Annotated in this window: 15 protein-coding genes; 5 read left to right on the top strand and 10 right to left on the bottom strand. The window is 43.0% G+C overall.

Annotated elements, in window-relative coordinates:
- Window positions 1–11: 11 nt before the first annotated feature.
- The 3 genes from ACX6CI_RS04190 to ACX6CI_RS04180 all read right to left on the bottom strand — a co-directional run bounded on the left by ACX6CI_RS04190 (window position 12) and on the right by ACX6CI_RS04180 (window position 5,787).
- Window positions 12–2,303: an ATP-binding protein gene (locus ACX6CI_RS04190; protein WP_458776922.1), complete on the bottom strand. Its 2,292-nt coding sequence runs from the start codon at window positions 2,301–2,303 to the stop codon at window positions 12–14.
- Between the two features lie 70 nt (window positions 2,304–2,373).
- Window positions 2,374–3,303, bottom strand: a complete 930-nt coding sequence (locus ACX6CI_RS04185) for a BMP family lipoprotein (RefSeq protein WP_458776921.1) — start codon at window positions 3,301–3,303, stop codon at window positions 2,374–2,376.
- A 216-nt stretch (window positions 3,304–3,519) separates the two neighbouring features.
- Window positions 3,520–5,787: a heavy metal translocating P-type ATPase gene (locus tag ACX6CI_RS04180; RefSeq protein WP_458776920.1), complete on the bottom strand. Its 2,268-nt coding sequence runs from the start codon at window positions 5,785–5,787 to the stop codon at window positions 3,520–3,522.
- Window positions 5,788–5,962: 175 nt separating this feature from the next.
- On the opposite strand from ACX6CI_RS04180, the gene ACX6CI_RS04175 reads away from it, so the two are divergent.
- From ACX6CI_RS04175 to ACX6CI_RS04165, 3 genes are all read left to right on the top strand, one after another.
- Complete coding sequence (locus tag ACX6CI_RS04175) at window positions 5,963–6,424, top strand: DUF4920 domain-containing protein (RefSeq protein WP_458776919.1); 462 nt, start codon at window positions 5,963–5,965, stop codon at window positions 6,422–6,424.
- A gap of 1 nt (window position 6,425) precedes the next feature.
- Complete coding sequence (locus tag ACX6CI_RS04170; RefSeq protein WP_458776918.1) at window positions 6,426–6,974, top strand: PepSY-associated TM helix domain-containing protein; 549 nt, start codon at window positions 6,426–6,428, stop codon at window positions 6,972–6,974.
- A gap of 145 nt (window positions 6,975–7,119) precedes the next feature.
- Window positions 7,120–7,317 (top strand): heavy-metal-associated domain-containing protein, encoded by a 198-nt coding sequence (locus ACX6CI_RS04165; RefSeq protein ID WP_458776917.1) that lies wholly within the window; start codon window positions 7,120–7,122, stop codon window positions 7,315–7,317.
- A 334-nt stretch (window positions 7,318–7,651) separates the two neighbouring features.
- On the opposite strand, the gene sbmA is transcribed toward ACX6CI_RS04165, so the two are convergent.
- From sbmA to ACX6CI_RS04130, 7 genes are all read right to left on the bottom strand, one after another.
- Entirely contained in the window at window positions 7,652–8,914 is a 1,263-nt protein-coding gene (sbmA, locus tag ACX6CI_RS04160) for a peptide antibiotic transporter SbmA (protein WP_458776916.1), read from the bottom strand.
- 194 nt (window positions 8,915–9,108) lie between these two features.
- The gene (locus tag ACX6CI_RS04155; RefSeq protein ID WP_458776915.1) at window positions 9,109–10,056 is read right to left on the bottom strand and encodes a hypothetical protein; all 948 of its coding nucleotides are present in this window, start codon (window positions 10,054–10,056) and stop codon (window positions 9,109–9,111) included.
- Between the two features lie 47 nt (window positions 10,057–10,103).
- Window positions 10,104–10,892, bottom strand: a complete 789-nt coding sequence (locus tag ACX6CI_RS04150; RefSeq protein ID WP_458776914.1) for a radical SAM family protein — start codon at window positions 10,890–10,892, stop codon at window positions 10,104–10,106.
- A gap of 21 nt (window positions 10,893–10,913) precedes the next feature.
- The gene (rph, locus tag ACX6CI_RS04145) at window positions 10,914–11,612 is read right to left on the bottom strand and encodes a ribonuclease PH (protein WP_458776913.1); all 699 of its coding nucleotides are present in this window, start codon (window positions 11,610–11,612) and stop codon (window positions 10,914–10,916) included.
- Window positions 11,613–11,939: 327 nt separating this feature from the next.
- Complete coding sequence (locus tag ACX6CI_RS04140; protein WP_458776912.1) at window positions 11,940–12,539, bottom strand: flavodoxin family protein; 600 nt, start codon at window positions 12,537–12,539, stop codon at window positions 11,940–11,942.
- Between the two features lie 106 nt (window positions 12,540–12,645).
- A complete protein-coding gene (locus ACX6CI_RS04135; RefSeq protein WP_458776911.1) occupies window positions 12,646–13,938 on the bottom strand; it encodes a DEAD/DEAH box helicase in 1,293 nt (430 codons plus the stop codon).
- A gap of 125 nt (window positions 13,939–14,063) precedes the next feature.
- Window positions 14,064–14,996 carry an RluA family pseudouridine synthase gene (locus ACX6CI_RS04130; RefSeq protein WP_458776910.1) on the bottom strand — a complete coding sequence of 311 codons (933 nt, stop codon included), beginning with the start codon at window positions 14,994–14,996 and terminating at the stop codon, window positions 14,064–14,066.
- A 267-nt stretch (window positions 14,997–15,263) separates the two neighbouring features.
- Between ACX6CI_RS04130 and ACX6CI_RS04125 the strand changes: the two genes are divergently transcribed.
- Together ACX6CI_RS04125 and ACX6CI_RS04120 are read left to right on the top strand one after the other, a co-directional pair.
- Complete coding sequence (locus tag ACX6CI_RS04125; protein ID WP_458776909.1) at window positions 15,264–15,488, top strand: hypothetical protein; 225 nt, start codon at window positions 15,264–15,266, stop codon at window positions 15,486–15,488.
- 271 nt (window positions 15,489–15,759) lie between these two features.
- Complete coding sequence (locus ACX6CI_RS04120) at window positions 15,760–17,028, top strand: glycerophosphodiester phosphodiesterase family protein (RefSeq protein WP_458776908.1); 1,269 nt, start codon at window positions 15,760–15,762, stop codon at window positions 17,026–17,028.
- Window positions 17,029–17,077: the final 49 nt, after the last annotated feature.

Here is a 17,077-nt window from a genome sequence, read left to right as displayed (position 1 = left end):
ACGTTTACAGATCATCTGTTTATAGCAGACAAAACTCTTGAAAGATCCAAGAGTTGAAATGGCTTTGGAAGATCACTATTAAAGCCGTCCCTGACGTAGCCTTTTACAATTGCGTCTTCGTTCCCACCATGGCATGCAACAAGTTTGATATCAACAGAAAGCCTCTGAAACATTTCAACAACCCTACTTGCCTCCGTCTCATCTGTCATTGACACCAAAACTATGACCCTGCTATTCTCTTCGGTAACTAGCTCCTCGACCTTAGTAGTCGCTTCTTTTAGAGAATAACACCCCACGTATTCCCATCCAAGATATGGCAACATCTCCATGGCTTGGTCATGTGTGTCCTGATGCTCATCAACAACCACCACATGTCCTTTTCCAGTCGGTAGGATCTCCTCAGGCACCTTCTCAGCTGCGGGTTCAGTTTCAACAGCCGGTAAAAATACGGTTACCGTACTGCCCTGTCCCAGTTTGGATTCAATTGACACTGCACCCTTATGCTTAATCATAATGGAGCGAACAATGGAAAGCCCGAGGCCACTACCTTTATTACTATCCTTTTCCTTGGTAGAAAAATACGGATCAAACACCTTATCTATGATTTTTCCATCTACCCCAGAACCTGTATCGGATATGGTAATTTTTACATATTTCCCGGCTGCAAGGGTAGAAATTTCGTTATCTCCAATTTCCTTGTTGGAGCATGAAACCTTCAGTTCCCCTACACCAGCCATTGCTTCCTTTGCATTTTGTACAATGTTCTGCAAAACAGTATCAATCTGACTCTTGTCCATTTTTACCTTCCAGAGCCCATCTTCAAGATCAAAATCACACTCAATACTACTACCAAGCAGAAACACAGGAATATGTTTTTGTAAAAACGTAGATAAGTGCTCAACCTTAGAGTCAGGTTCACTACCCTTGGCGAAGGTGAGAAGTTTTTCAGTAAGATCCTTAGCACGCATCGATGCCTTTCGAGCCTCTTCTACTAAGCCCCCAACCTTCTCATCACTTTCGGTAAAACGTTGAATCAGAGATAGATTACCGAGTATTGCCACCAGCATATTGTTGAAATCGTGTGCAATTCCCCGAGCAAGAACCCGGACGGACTCAAGTTTTTTGATTTTAAGAAGCTCTTCCTCTATAAGTAAGCGAGAGCTTATATCCTCAAAGTTTAAGACAATCCCCTTTGCACCACCTGCTAGAAAGGTTTTACGACCTCGAACAGCACAACTGATAAGTGAGCCATCTTTTGTTACAAGCTCAGTCCTTTTTTCAAAGAGATCATTATTATCAAGATGTTCTGAAATTTTGGCAAAATCTTTAAAACTTGCAACATTAGGGTACAAAATCCTTGTCGACTTCCCTACAATTTCCTCCGATTTATAGCCGGTAATTCTATAAAATTCCTCGTTTACCCGAAGAATATTGTAGTCATCTGTAACAAAAAGAATTCCCACCGGAGAGTTATCAAGCAGGGCCTGGACCTCTTCTCCTACAATCTGCAAATGGCGATTACTTTTTTCCGCCATATTTTTGGCATGGTACAGCTCTGCTGTACGCTCATCAACCTTCTTTTCGAGAGTTCTATAGGAGTCTTCTAAACTACTACTCATGAGATTGATAGACTCAGCAAGCTGACCAATCTCATCCCTTCTGTGTGAAATATCTGAGGTAACAAAATGTCCCTCGGCAATAGTTTTAGTGGTTTTGGATAATTTCTGCATAGGCCGAACGAACTGGCTATGTATAAAATAACTGACTGCCCCTCCAATAACCACGAGTCCTAAAAGGAACGCTGCCATAATATACATGGAGATACTATCTATCTGTGAATTGACAGAATCAAGGTATAGGGCAACCTCCACCCTACCGTAGTAGACTCCATTCTCAGTAATTTCTGACTCAAAAATTTTAATGGAAGGTAGTTGCTCATCATTCTTTCCACCCACCCCTGCTTCCATGCCGCCACCCGGGGTGAGCAATAAGCCTTTATTATCGTAGATCTTACAGTAGGCAATAAGTGTACTCTTCTCAAAATGAGCTACGTAGTTTTCCAACTGATATATGCTGAACTTCTGTAGAGGAATAATAGAAATCTGTGCCATGAAACGAGAACTTTCTGCACCATAGTTTTCAATTTGCTGGAGCATTCTTGCTCGCTGTTCAGTTATGGCAATCTTGGCAAAAAAAAGGAAAAGAATACACAGGATAAACATGATTCCAGCAGTAATCCGGTATCGCATGGTCATCCATGGTATCAACACACTTGTGTTAAAATATGTATCTCTATTAATCATGTATACAATTGAACTTCCAAGGAGTGGGAGAAGCAGAACGAAAAGTTGCCAGCCAAGAGATAAACATCAGTTAATTGTTCGATTGTTGACTTGGAGTATTAAGGTAGTTGGTGACAATAATTTCCTTATTTACAATTTTTTCCTTAACCTCATTGAGTTGTTTTCTTATCTCCTCAGTAACAACCTCTCTGCTAAACAACATAGGAGTGAGGGAAACCCCTTCATTCTCTAAATCAAAATAATGGAGACCTGGGGTCATTTTACCATCAACGACCTTAGACAAAACTGTGTAAACAGCAGTATCCAGGCGCTTCATAACACTGGTCAATACATACCCTTTAGCCATATGATCCTGATCGGCATCAACTCCAATTACAAAGAGTTTACGCTCAGCAGCTGCCCGGATAACCCCGTTGCCCGAAAGTCCGGCAACACTGAAAATAACATCGACACCATCATTATAAAGTCCATGACCTACTTTATGGCCCAGTGCAGGATCATCAAAGCCCGTGCCGTTACCACCCTCACCTTCAAGGTATTTTGCTGTGACAGTGATCTTATCATCTATGTATTCAACACCTTCTTTGAATCCTATATAAAAAGACTGAATCACAGGAATATCCATACCTCCAACAAACCCTACACTCTGTTTCTTGGTAACCATGGCAGCTAGAGCGCCAGCCAAAAAAGCACCGTCGTGTTGACTGAAAATGGTTGAAACGACATTACCAAAACCAGTCACCGGCTGATCATTTAAAATAAAGATCTTTTCAGGATACTTTTTAGCATACTCCTTCACCGGGTCAACGAACTCCCAGCCATTGGCAACAATGATATCAGCCCCTTCTTCAAGAAGAGTTTCCATCTCTGTCGTAATGGATAGGGAGCCTATTTGGCATTGACCAATCATGAGCCTCAAATCAAAATCGTTTCTCGCCTTTACTAGCCCCGCATAGGTTATGTCATTAAAGGATTGATCCCCAAGTCCAGAGACCGGCACAAGGAACCCTACTCTTAACTGACCAAAAGAAACATCAGGCAGTAAGAACAACAAAATGAAACAGATACAAATTCGTAGATTCGCCAAAACCATTATAATAACTGCTCTCCCTCAGATATATCTTTGATATCAATTAAATCTAAGTGTAAATGTAAGTCCTATAGAACTTATATCACAGAGTTTTCATTTCTCAAAATATGGAAAGATATTTAACTATTACTTTGCAACACCATAATAGCGAAGTCGCAGAGCATTACTCACCACAGAAACAGAACTTAATGCCATTGCCGCCCCTCCCAGCATAGGACTCAGCGCTGGGCCGCCAACCAAGATGAGAACACCGGCTGCAACAGGTATCCCTATTACATTATATATAAATGCCCAAAAAAGATTCTGGCGTATATTTCTCATTGTTGCCCGACTCAGTCCAATGGCTTTTTCTACCCCTTCCAGATTACCGTTCATCAAGACTATATCCGCTGACTCCATGGCAATATCAATACCAGTCCCCATAGCCATACCTACGTCAGCAACAGCGAGGGCAGGAGCGTCATTGATACCGTCTCCTACCATTGCAACTGTTCTGCCTTTTTCTTTCAGCCTTTTTATTTCATCTGATTTATCTTCGGGAAACAGGCCTGCAACAACATGAGAGATCCCCGCAATATTCGCTATTACCTCTGCAGTCTGTTCATTGTCACCTGTCAGCATAACAACCTCAACTCCCATATCTTGAAGCCCTGCCACAGCCTCTCTAGCTTCATTTTTGATAGGATCAGTTACAGCCATCAGGCCTTGAATTGTGCCATCAATTGCTAGATGAATAACAGTTTTCCCTTCAAGGGATAAACGTTTGAAGTTATCAGCATAATCCTCAGGGAAGTCGTTGACACCCTGTTGTAGTAATAGAGATGCATTGCCTAGAAGTAACTGTTTCAGTCTACCTTCCATCATTAAATGAGCCTGAACTCCGTAACCAGGAAGTGCTTTAAAGTCTTCCACAGCACTCATATGAAGCCCCTTTTCTTGAGCAGCCATTACGATTGCTCCTGCAAGGGGATGTTCAGAAAACTGTTCTATACCTGCAGCCACACTAAGCAAGTCATCGTCAGTCAGAGAACTGAAATGTACGATATCTGTGAGCTGAGGCTTTCCTCTGGTGAGGGTCCCTGTCTTGTCAAAGACTACGCAATCGATCCCTTCAGCGCGTTCAAGCACCTCCCCATTTTTAATTAGGATCCCAAGCTGGGCCCCTCGCCCTGTACCAACCATAATAGACGTTGGAGTGGCAAGGCCCATGGCACAGGGACAAGCAATGACTAAAACAGCAATAGCAGTTCGAAGAGAAAAACTAAAGTCAGCGCCTGCGCCAAAATACCAGATAAGACCTGATGCAATTGCAATAAACATGACAACCGGCACAAAGTATAAACTGATACGATCAGCCAGACTGGCAATGGCAGCCTTACTTCCCTGGGCTTCCTGAACAAGGGTAACAATACGTGCAAGCACCGTTTCTGCCCCAACCTTTGCCGCCGTGAATGTGAGGGTTCCGGTCGTATTCAGTGTACCGCCGTACACGTGTGTACCTTCAGTCTTTTTTACAGGAATACTTTCTCCTGTCAGCATTGACTCATCTATATACGACTCCCCCTCCACAATGACTCCATCCACCGGAATTCGCTCGCCCGGACGAATAAAAATGTTGTCTCCGACCTGAAGTAAATCAACTTGAGTTCTCTGGTGCTTGCCCTCAGCATCTATACATGTCGCCGTCTCGGGAGTGAGTTGCATCAACGCTCCAATCGCCTCTCCGGTTTTCACCTTTGAACGCATCTCCAGATACTTCCCAAGGGAAATTAACGCGATGAGCATGGCAGCCGATTCAAAATAGAGATCATGGGCCAGCTCAACCGGACGTATCCCCATAGTTATTTCCACAAGATTCCATGTGGAATAGAGAAATGCCGCCCCGGTACCAATGGCAATCAAAGAGTCCATATTAGGACCACCCCGCAGCAGTGCAGGAATACCACTCAAATAGAAATGTCGACCTAGATAGAGTACAGGAAGGACAAGAAGAAACTGAATAAAAGCGTGAAGGAAGGGCCCGCTGCTAGCACTCATTGCACCGGGAAGAGGTAAACCAATCATTGGTCCCATCGAAACATACATGATGCAAGCAGCTAGTATGAATGCTGGAAACAGGCGCTTTCCTACTTCCTCCAGTTGCTGTTCGACTCTATTTTCATCTGAATTACTTGGCTCCCGACTCTCCCCAACCGCTTCAAATCCTATTTTTTTGATGGACGCTTCTATAGCCTGAACCGTCACTACAGTATCATCATAATCTATACTGGCCCTTGCTGTAGCAAGATTCACAGCACAACTGGCGACCCCCTCCAAATTGCCTACAACCTTTTCAATACGACTTGAACAGGCAGCACAATGCATTCCTGTAATCTCTGATTGATATTTTTTCATTGCGATTCTATTTAAAAAATTAACGATTTTCTTTAATAATAGGTTATACGTGTTTACTGTTATCAAATATCAGGGTCTGATCCTAGAAGAATAATCACAGATCAGATCGAAATCAAAACAATCACAAAGGCATGACATGACGCAAACTACAACCGTTTACCGAGGCGAGGTATCTATGAAAGCAATCATTTCACTATTCTTTACTCTTTTACTCTTACCTTCTATTGTTTCTGCAAATAACCTCAAGCTTGGTGAACCATTAAGCCTTACAGAGGTAACAAAGGTTTCTGAAATAAATGCCCACCCGGCCAAATACCTTGGCAAAAAAGTATTGGTTGAAGGCCTCATTATAGATGTCTGCGCAGCTCGGGGTTGCTGGATGGATATTGCAAGCGACCTGCCTTTTGAAAAAATCAAAATTAAGGTAGTTGATGGAGAAATCGTTTTTCCACTAGATACAAAGGGCAAAATGGCCAGAGTTGAAGGAATTCCGGAAGAAATTAAACTCACTCAACAACAGGCAATCAAAATGGCACAACACCATGCCGAAGAACAGGGTACACCCTTTGACCCTGCGTCTATCACAGGTCCAGTAAGTTTCTACCGTATCCGTGGTCTTGGCGCTGAAATAGAATAAGATGAAATGGCGTAAACTTAACCATCTCCTCCACAGAGATATAGGATATCTCTGTGTGGGGTTGACCATCATCTACGCTGTAAGCGGGATTACTCTTAATCACATATCTCCACGCTTTAACCCCAATTATCAGATTGAAAAATCGACCGCCTCTGTAGCCCCGATGAGTGAAGGGACTCAACCGGACATGCAGTATATTGCAACCCTTCTCAAAGAATTAGGAGAAACAGGACAATATAAAAGTGGCGCCTTTGTTTCACCACGGGTGCTGCGGGTCTTTGTTGAAGGTAACACCATCGATGTTTATCTTGATACAGGTATAATTGAGATGGAAAAAGTGATTAAGCGACCAATACTTTATGAGATCAACAGTCTTCACCTCAATAAATTGAAAGGTGTTTGGACCTGGTTTGCGGACGTGTACTGCATTGCCCTTTTCATTGTCGCTCTGACAGGTGGTTTCATGATCCGGGGAAAGCAGAAAACCAGGCATCTTAGCCTGGTGCTCGTAGGGTTCTTGATTCCTTTATACTTTGTTTTCCTGCTTTAAAACCACCTGGTTAATATCAGACATATCATGTACCCCAGAGACTATGCCCAACAAACAGTTGCTCAAAGGTCAACTAATCTTTAATAGTTAGACACTTTTACAAACGGCTCGTTAGGGTATATTAACGCACAGCAAGGAGAGATAAATGGACAAAATAAAGATAAGCGGCATGAGCTGCCAACACTGCGTTGGCGCAGTAACAAAGGCGCTGGAAGAAATAGATGGGCTGACTGAGGTTTCAGTGGACCTTGATACCGGTGAAGCTTCCTTTGTAAACGCAGGTATCGAACGCAGTACAATACAAGCAGCAATTAACCAGATCGGTTTTGATCCAGGGGAATAAGAAAGAATAACATGGAGCAAGACCGATTAGTTCAGTTGCCACTCTAAACAAATTTAAACGTCATAAAATAGCAAAACACTGAGCCAAAACCTTCCCCTTACCGGATTCCATTTTCAGAATATCCGGTAAGGTTTTATTTACACTGGAGTTTTACTCCCCGTCACGTAGAGCGCATTGAAGGGATGATTCTTTTACCCACACATTAAAAACTCAACCAATCCATAATGTGATATACACACCCAAGGCTGAACCAGAAAGTGGGTTGTTTCAATGGACGAAGGCGACATTCATCTCATCGATACGTGTTACCAACTGACGCTAAAAACAACGACAATCAGGCCTCCACCTGGTCAATCTTTGGCAGTGGTTTGTTCTCTATAGCAGCCTCGAATGAACGTAAGCGTTTGTAGACCGATAAGAGATCAACAATGGTCGTCCACGAATTGACCAAATACTGAAAAGAGCTACTTACCTGGCCAAAGGCTGTAAGTATCTGTTGAAATATACCCAGGGCAATTGCTCCTGCTGCAATGGTGGGGATAAGTAAAACCATAACGAAAATATTATCCGCCTGAAGGTAGAACATACGGGCAACATTGAAATACATGTAGTGAAAGTAGAGTCTGAAATAATTCTTTCTTACATTATTGAAAAGTTCATTAAGAGTTGGTGGTTGTGCGCGGCTTTCATCATCTTCCCCGTACACCAGTTCCTTACGAAAGGCCGCTTCAACCCTCTGATTTTTAAACTCAAGCCCTGGTAACTTAATCCCCACAATGGAGAGTAAACCAGTACCAAAGATGGACCAGGCAAGAGCTGCATAAAATAGAGGATGAGAAATTTCACCGACAATCGGCAATTCAACCACATACTCTGAAAGTGCCCAGAGAAGTGGCAGAAACGCAAACAGGGTCATCACCGAATCCACCATGGAAACTCCCAAACCTTCCATAATCGATGCAAAACGCATGGTATCTTCCTGCACACGCTGGGATGCACCCTCAATGTGTCGCACCTGAGACCATCTTCCTGTGTAATATTCGTTCATTGCAGTACGCCAGCGAAAGATATAATGACTGACGAAAAACCGGGTTATCACATAGACAAAGATGGCTAAAAAAGCGATTTCAGCAAAAATCAATATGAGATCATATATTTGAGCCGAAACCGATCCCGTTCCCTCTGCCACAGCATGGGGGACATACTCTGCTCCGGGTTTTTTCAAAGAGTTTTGAATTAAATCCCAAAAGGGCCTGCGCCAGTTATTTATTGCAACCGATACCTGCACAGAAAAATAGGTGGAAAACAGAATAAATGCGGTCCCAATAATTGACCACCACTGCCAACGATGCCTTGCAAAGGTAAACCAGACCGCCGCAAAAATGGCTGTACAGAAGAAATAAAAAACGTAGAACAACAAAAATGAGTCTGTCAAAAAATGCCCCAAGCCAATCACAGGTTCATTTGAGGACAGATCAAGCCCGACATAGTGGCCGATTTTTTCATTAAACTCGTACCACACAAAACAACAGAGACCAGCATAAAGGGCAACAGTTGTAAAAAACAGTCTTGGATTTGGAAAAAAAGATTTAAACATAGCGGGTACACTCTCTTAATTAAAAATAGTACTTCAAAGACCACTGTTCCAGGCAGAACATCACGTACACGATAAACTCTTTCCAGCGTTTCAATACCACCGGCAATAACGGAAAAAATTAGTATAGTAATTATTTACTGATTCTTTAACAAGCTTAGTTAGTTAATTCATGGATTTGCAGGTGGGTAAATATATTAAGAAATCAGGCGTGGCGTCAATATGACAGTGAGGAGCAGAACAACTATAATACCAGCAGATCCTCCCCATAGATAGAGGGATGGAAACCGCCGTACAGGCCAGATATGTAGTTTTTTGAAAGCAGCTATGAACAACATTGCTCCACATCCTAACAGGATTTGCGCAAAGTGAGTGATCAACGCATTTGAAAATTTCTCAGTTACTATAATGGTGAGCTCTTTATTGCAGAAAACAAACAACAGCCAAAAAGAAACAAGGTGATACACACTACTCGTTTTTCTCCAGCTCAGATCATCCAGTACAGTGAGGATTCTATACTGAATAAATAATGCAATTGGCCATACAGTAGTCCCCCACCCTGTCAGTAAAGAGAACGTTTCAACACCATTGAAATACTCAAGCAACAATAACAGGCACATTACCGGAAGCTGGATGAGAAGCAGGATATTGAGTCGGACCCAGCCAATATTTTCTGCCAAAAGCCCCACAGCGATAGATGTCGCTGAAATCAACAGTAAAAGTCCACTGAGCCTTTCAAACAGCACAATATGCATGTAAATCTCCCGAATTCCGCCAGCATACCAGGCCACGACCCCAAGTAAAAAAAGGGTCGCATATACAATATTGTCCCATTGTTTCAGACCTCCAATCAGCCATTTTTCCATCATATATGCGGAAAACATCGCTGTTAACACTATAATGAAACAATGAAAGAAATATGAATTTGTAACAATAGAGACGGAAAACGGATACCAGACAGAATTCAGGAAATAATAGAAAGAACTGAGCTGTAGAAATAGACCAATGATACGAAGCCCAAACTGCTGTCTTCGAACCCCACAACCAACGAGAAATCCTCCGACTATGGTGAGGCCAAAGACAAACCATCTTGGCTCAACACTCATGGTGGGTAGTACAGCTATAAACTCGTCAAACAACGTCACAATAGAAACCTTTTATTACTACAAGTGAATTCACGGTGAAAACGTTTTTAAATATCCAGTCCAGGTTTCTGAGGTAGCGACAGCCCCAACACCTCTTTCATGGATTCCTTCCACCTGATCTTTTCTACACCTTGCAACTGCTGGTATAAGTTTTTAATTTGTTCATCTGTCTGACCACTCTTAATACGTTCAATTTCCTTCGGTAACTCATCACCGCCTCCCACCACCCTGGTCTCGATCTTATTCATTTTCCCAAGCCAGAGAGAGTTGGTAACATAGGGTAAAAGCTCGTGAATCATTTCAACCACATCATCTCTGTCAAGCATTGGCTCAATACTGACTGAGGTGGCATAGCCTCTCTCAAAGGACGATCGTAGACTCATCAGACGTTCCTGATAGTCAGGCGCACCCGGCTCCCAGAATTGTAATATCTCGGGATTTCTTGCAGTTATTGTGAAACGAAAAAGAATATTTTCACGTAAGGGATATAATTCGTGGCAAATCTGCTGGATACAACCCAAGTGTGGTTTAGAGACAACAAGCACCTTATTACCGGCATCCAGAAGATTTTTTATCACCTTGATAGCACTTGTAAGGTTTTCCGGGATGATATCATGGGCTGCCGGAAACATAACCTGGCCATCGTAGTATGGCTGGGATTTGTCTACTTCCTCATCAATATCCTGGCACAGCTTCCACTCACTGCCCGTGACCAGTTTTTTTCTCTCAACCTGATCATACCTGGCATAACAGTATAAACAGCCATGGGGACATCCGCGACTACAGTTGATTTCAGCAACCGCCCATTCTTTCGTTCCCCGGATGTCTCCCTTCATATTATCTCCAGTACAAAAAACCTATTTATCCCAAAGAGTAAAGAGCTCACCACAACCCTTTCTGGCAAGATCCATCATGGCCATATAGTCCTCATCTGAGTAGGGAGCACCTTCAGCCGTTGCCTGAATCTCAATCCAGCGACCATCACCTGCCATTACAAAATTTGCATCTGTTTCAGCAGTTGAGTCTTCAGGGTAATCGAGATCAAGAAGAGGTTTACCATCTAAAAGACCAACAGATATTGCTGCAACTGGTGTTATCACAGGCATGGAATCCAAGCCACCAGCAGCCACAACTTTTTTCAATGCATCCGCCACAGCAATTGCACCACCGGTGATGGACGCAGTCCTGGTACCACCATCCGCATTCAATACATCGCAGTCCACTCGCAGAGTTCGTTCACCAATGGATTTCAGATCTACCATCATGCGCAAAGATCTGCCAATAAGGCGCTGGATCTCCATGGTTCGTCCTGAAGCACCCTTGGTTTCCCGGCGATACCGACTGTCTGTAGCACAAGGCAAAATACCATATTCAGCAGTGATCCAACCCTGACCACTGTCTTTTAAAAACGGTGGGACCTTTTCTTCAACTGAAACACCACAGATCACATGGGTATTTCCCATTTTAATAAGGACCGAACCATCCGCCTGATGCTGCAAACCTCTTTCTATGGAGACAGGGCGCATTTCATCGGCCTTTCTATTATTACTTCGCATATCTCTTCCTTACAGTTTCAACAACACAAGTCTTCTTACGCAGGTTTACCGGCGTAAGAGGGTGAAAACTTAATTAACACTCGTATTTTAATTAAAAAAAATGACTAGCCCTGATTTCTCACCAGTCCTGGTGGTGCGGGATTCGAAGTTTTTGTTAATGAGCCATAGTGAGCTATGCTTATTGACAAAACACTGTGGAAGCCGGTATCACATGGACTGACCTTTGGTGAACATTTTGTTGAATTTCCATTATCTTGATTTAAACTCTCTTGAGTTGAAAATAGAAAAATTTCTAAAACTCGACAAAATGTTCATGAGAAGTTCGGGCTACCCCCTGGGGTAACTCTCTATCTGCGGCTTCATCAGCTTGCCAAGCCAGTCAATACTTTGACCAAGGTGACGCATATTTCTCAGCCCCTCAGCATCTTCAGCAACATCCCCCTTACCATGACCAATTCCCATATTCCAATAGGTAGAACCAGGCAATACCATCCTGGACATCTGATACATATGGTTGATAGTGTCATAGGCATGGGTTGCACCGCCCCGACGAACAGCAACAACTGCCGCACCAAGTTTTCCGGTAAAGGCGTGGTCATTGGCATAGGCGACATAGCCCGCCCGTTCAACGAGTGCCTTTAGATCTGCTGAAATTGCGGCAAAATATGTGGGAGATCCCATAATAATAGCATCTGCTCGCAGAAGCTTTTCAAATATATCATTAAATTTATCGGTTTTTACTGCACACTGCTTGTCTTTGTTTTCAAAACATTTCTGACAGGCGATACATCCACGTATTGCAGTGCCTCCGACTTTTACAAGCTCAGTCTCCCAACCACTGCTATCAAGTTCAGAAAGCACCTCTTTTAAGAGCATTTCAGTGTTTCCGCCTTTTCTGGGACTACCATTAATTGCTACAGCGTACATGTTCCCCTCCAAATAAAATTTTTAAACCTGTTTTTTCACAATTAACAACTTTGTGAAAATAATTTCTCTGACTTTTCAATGAGTAATAGCATTACAAGTCAGAACATTATTTCCGACCACGATACCGATTGTTTCGCCTGGCAGGCTTGGAACTGTGCACATCCTTCGTTTCTTTAGCACCCTCATTCTGCGCTGTATGAACCTTTGGTTTCTTAGGCTTTTTAGGACGTTTAGGACGACGATCAAGCCTTGATGCAGGAACATCATTCACCGGTTCAAAACCATCCTGATACTGCCGGTCAAGAATTTGCTTTATAAGATACTCAATCTCTGAAAGTTGCTTAAACTCATCGGCACTCACAAGAGACACAGCTTGTCCTGTAGCACCTGCCCGCCCAGTCCTGCCAATTCTATGGACATAATCTTCGGCAACATTGGGCAGATCAAAGTTTACCACCTGGGGAAGCTGATCAATATCGAGCCCCCGAGCAGCGATATCGGTGGCCACCAAAATCCGAACCTTCCCTGCCTTAAAATCAGCAAGGGCCTTGGTCCTTGCATTCTGACTCTTGTTACCATGGATTGGCATTGCTCTGATCCCTGCTTTTTCCAACTGTTGAGTCAGACGATTTGCCCCATGTTTTGTTCTGGTAAACACCAGTGCCTGTTCCCAGCCATTGGTCTTTATCAGTTCAATGAGTAACCCGGGTTTACGTTTCTTATCAACAGGAACCAGCCACTGCTTCACACTTTTAACGGTGGTATTTCTTGGGGTAACAGAGACCTCAACCGGATTATTCACCAGTTTTTTGGCAAGCTCCCGTATCTCTCTTGAAAATGTTGCGGAATACATAAGCGTCTGACGTTTTTTAGGAAGTAGTGCCAGAATCTTTTTAATATCATGGATGAATCCCATATCAAGCATCCTGTCCGCCTCATCAAGGACAAGTAGTTCAAGCTGTTTAAAGCGGACGGCATTCTGATTATAGAGATCAAGTAATCGGCCAGGAGTTGCCACCAGAATATCAACACCTCTACGAAGCGCCATCATCTGTGGATTGATTTTCACTCCCCCAAAAACAACAGTGGATCGAAGTGGCAGGTGAGCACTATATGCCTTAACACTGGCATCGATTTGAGCTGCGAGTTCACGGGTTGGTGTCAAAATCAAGGTTCGAACCTGATTTGCCTGGGGCCTTTGCCCTTTAGATAGTTTTTCGAGTATTGGCAAAGCAAAACCCGCGGTTTTACCCGTTCCGGTCTGTGCCGCAGCCATAAGATCTTTACCGGCCAACACTACCGGTATTGCCTGTTTCTGAATTGGAGTAGGGTCTGCGTACCCCTGTTCTTCTACTGCGCGCAGAATAGGCTCAGATAAGCCCATGGTAGTAAAACTCATAAATAATTCTCGCTAAAGCGTTTAACTTTTTTTATTGGGTTGAACCCGGATTTAAACTTCCTGCATAAACAGGTCGGATGCTATGAAAATCGTTTGGACAAGTCTTTTGATAAACAACAATCAGGCTATTTCCTCTGTTTACCCGGAAGCTGAAAGAGTTGTCTGAATTTTGTTGGAACTCCTGTATCGAAATGACACTCCTCTCCACTGGTTGGATGGGTAAAAGTGAGAACCTTGGCATGAAGTGCCATTCTGCCCATGAAATTAGCACCTGCACCATACTTCTTATCACCCACTATGGAATGTCCAATATCCTGCATATGAACCCTGATCTGATGCTTTCTTCCAGTTTCAAGGTGTATCTCAAGAAGTGACAAATCCTTTGTTCCATCGATTTTTTTGTAATGGGTGACAGCGTTTTTTCCGGTTTTATCAGTCGTAGAAGAATAGACTATAAAAGCGCTGCTTTCTGTAAGCCATGAGGTAACGGTCCCCTCGGGTGGATCAACCTGCCCCTCAACCACACCCACATAGGTTCTCTGACTGATTGTATCTGTCCAGGTTTCCTGAATCTGATGTTTAACCGTTTCGCTTCTGGCAAACATCAAAAGTCCTGATGTTTCCCGGTCAAGCCGGTGAACCACAAAGATTTTATTATCTGGATTTTCCTGTTTGACATAGGTACTGAGCATGGAATACGCAGTTCTACGCTTCTCTTTATCGGTTGCAACAGTAAGAAGACCTGCCGGCTTATTTATGACAATGATATCTTCATCCATATGCAGAATATTTAATTCACGCGGATGGGATCGCGTTTTTTTCTTTTCCCAACTCACAACCACATCCTGACCAGGGATAAGCACATAATCAAACTGAGTGACCGTTTTACCTTCAACTGATACCTGCTTGTCTCGCAGTACTGCTTTTAGTAATTTTCTGGTTTTTTTAGGAAAGTTATCAATTAAGCTAACAAGCAAAGTCTCCTTGGATTTAACCTTATATGAAGATTCAGTATTTTTTTTAGGTCCTGACGTACGCTTTTGTTTCATACCTTTCATGCAGTTCTCTCAATATTTAGTTTGTACAGAGGCGGTGAAGATACTTACTACAGTTCATTTCCCGTTTCCTTAAGAGTAGTCTACCTCTTTTATGTACAGATTCCATCCCACAATAATCACTTTCCTCAAAAGGTTATATAAGGATTCCTGTTTTAGGGATTATTTTAATAAAAAATCCTTTAATAGTTGCACAATAGCAAACATTTATTTAGTTACATTACCATTACCTGTATTCAGTAATTTTTTGATTCTACCTTCGGAGTTATAATGCCTAAAAATATATGGCTTCCGGTCAGTGTTTGCCTGTCACTTATTACCCTTGGGCTATTAATGGCCTACACTGATCTTTTTCAGCCGCTCATTACCTTTATTCATAGTAAAGACATCACACCCTTTCAGGCAATCGGCTGCATCCTGGGCGCACTGGTTGGCTTTTATATTGTCTTTCACCTTCTGGTCCGCCTTGGAGCCTACTTTCTTCCTGATGAATAGCATCACCATAATCATCAACCAATAAAGGAGTATAGTAAAACCTAGAAGGCGTCCAGCCACTAGTTGTACGTAAAACAAATTAGTATACAGAATCCATACATATAAATATCACAGGCAGCTGATTTTTTTATATAAAAAGAAACGAAGTTCTTACAAAAACGACACAAGGATCCAATAGTTCTCTGGCCTAGTATCACTCATGTGCCAGTTTTATCTTTGCACCTCTTGGTGTTATCCGTTTTTTAATATTCTTTTAGGAGGATGTTCTGTTATGCGCAATCCAATCAGAGTGACTACAATTGCATTTGTCGCATTGTTATGGGGTAGTTCAGTTTTTGCAGGAAACACTTCAGAAACAAGTGTCGATCCCGCGATCCAGCTTGGTGTTCGCCCAGCCTATCTTATCGGCGACATGGACAAAGGTGAGCTTAGAAAAAACCTTGAAACATGTGCTGCCGGCCCTTTTTACAAAACCGATTTTTCCATCGGCCATAGAGGGGCTCCCATGCAGTTTCCAGAACACACCAAAGAGTCATACGAGGCTGCGGCCACCATGGGTGCTGGTATCGTTGAATGTGATGTCACCTTCACAAAAGATAAAGAACTCGTGTGCAGACACTCCCAATGCGACCTTCACACCACCACTAATATTCTTACTATCCCAAAACTTGCAGCCAAATGTTCAGAGCCCTTTACACCTGCTGAATTCGATGCAAAGACAGGAGAGCTTATCAAACCAGCATCTGCCAAATGCTGCACAAGTGATATTACCTTAAAAGAGTTCAAACAACTGAGAGGTAAGATGGATGCTGGCAACAAAAAGGCCACCACAGTTACAGAATACTTAGATAGTACTCCAAGCTGGCGCACCGATCTCTACACAGCCCACGGTACCCTTATGACCCACGCTGAAAGCATTGAGCTCTTTACAGAACTCGGGGTTAAAATGACCCCTGAACTGAAAACTCCTGAAGTCACAATGCCTTTTGATGGTGATTACAGTCAGGAAAAATATGCCCAGGCCATGATCGACGACTACAAAAAGGCAGGTGTAGACCCTGGAAACGTTTTTGCCCAATCCTTTAACCTGAGCGATATACTCTACTGGCTGAAAAATGAACCACAGTTTGGTAAGCAAGGGGTTTTTCTTGATGATAGATACAATATTAAAACATTTGATATCAGTGACCCAGCAACATGGTCTCCAACAATGGAAGAACTCTTTAGCCAAAATGTCCGTATCATTGCACCACCTATCTGGATGCTCCTCACGGTTGATGGAAAAGGTGATATTGTTGCCTCTGAATACGCGAAACATGCAAAGGCTGCAGGTCTTGAAATCATCGCCTGGAGTTTTGAGCGCTCTGGCCTGTTAAAGGATGGTGGTGGCTGGTATTACAGTTCAGTGAAAGATGCTATTAACAACGATGGAGACATGATGGTGGCACTTGATGTCCTCGCCCAGGACGTGGGAGTTATTGGCGTCTTTTCCGACTGGCCCGCAACTGTTACATATTATGCAAATTGCAAAGGGCTATAACAGGTCACGAATATAAAAAATCCCCACTCAGGACAAGCTGTCCTCAGTG

This window comes from Desulforhopalus glucosivorans, from assembly GCF_054397165.1.
The sequence above is the reverse complement of the archived record's forward strand: the minus strand, read 5'-3'. Positions and strand labels throughout refer to the sequence as shown.

What these genes read in the sequence shown, in the direction of transcription:
- ACX6CI_RS04135 (WP_458776911.1), bottom strand. Translation starts at nt 13,938, where the DNA reads ATGAGTTTTACTACCATGGGCTTATCTGAGCCTATTCTGCGCGCAGTA.
- ACX6CI_RS04125 (WP_458776909.1), top strand. Translation starts at nt 15,264, where the DNA reads ATGCCTAAAAATATATGGCTTCCGGTCAGTGTTTGCCTGTCACTTATT.
- ACX6CI_RS04140 (WP_458776912.1), bottom strand. Translation starts at nt 12,539, where the DNA reads ATGTACGCTGTAGCAATTAATGGTAGTCCCAGAAAAGGCGGAAACACT.
- ACX6CI_RS04120 (WP_458776908.1), top strand. Translation starts at nt 15,760, where the DNA reads ATGCGCAATCCAATCAGAGTGACTACAATTGCATTTGTCGCATTGTTA.
- ACX6CI_RS04190 (WP_458776922.1), bottom strand. Translation starts at nt 2,303, where the DNA reads ATGATTAATAGAGATACATATTTTAACACAAGTGTGTTGATACCATGG.
- ACX6CI_RS04130 (WP_458776910.1), bottom strand. Translation starts at nt 14,996, where the DNA reads ATGAAAGGTATGAAACAAAAGCGTACGTCAGGACCTAAAAAAAATACT.
- ACX6CI_RS04180 (WP_458776920.1), bottom strand. Translation starts at nt 5,787, where the DNA reads ATGAAAAAATATCAATCAGAGATTACAGGAATGCATTGTGCTGCCTGT.
- ACX6CI_RS04175 (WP_458776919.1), top strand. Translation starts at nt 5,963, where the DNA reads ATGAAAGCAATCATTTCACTATTCTTTACTCTTTTACTCTTACCTTCT.
- ACX6CI_RS04170 (WP_458776918.1), top strand. Translation starts at nt 6,426, where the DNA reads ATGAAATGGCGTAAACTTAACCATCTCCTCCACAGAGATATAGGATAT.
- ACX6CI_RS04150 (WP_458776914.1), bottom strand. Translation starts at nt 10,892, where the DNA reads ATGAAGGGAGACATCCGGGGAACGAAAGAATGGGCGGTTGCTGAAATC.
- ACX6CI_RS04165 (WP_458776917.1), top strand. Translation starts at nt 7,120, where the DNA reads ATGGACAAAATAAAGATAAGCGGCATGAGCTGCCAACACTGCGTTGGC.
- sbmA (WP_458776916.1), bottom strand. Translation starts at nt 8,914, where the DNA reads ATGTTTAAATCTTTTTTTCCAAATCCAAGACTGTTTTTTACAACTGTT.
- rph (WP_458776913.1), bottom strand. Translation starts at nt 11,612, where the DNA reads ATGCGAAGTAATAATAGAAAGGCCGATGAAATGCGCCCTGTCTCCATA.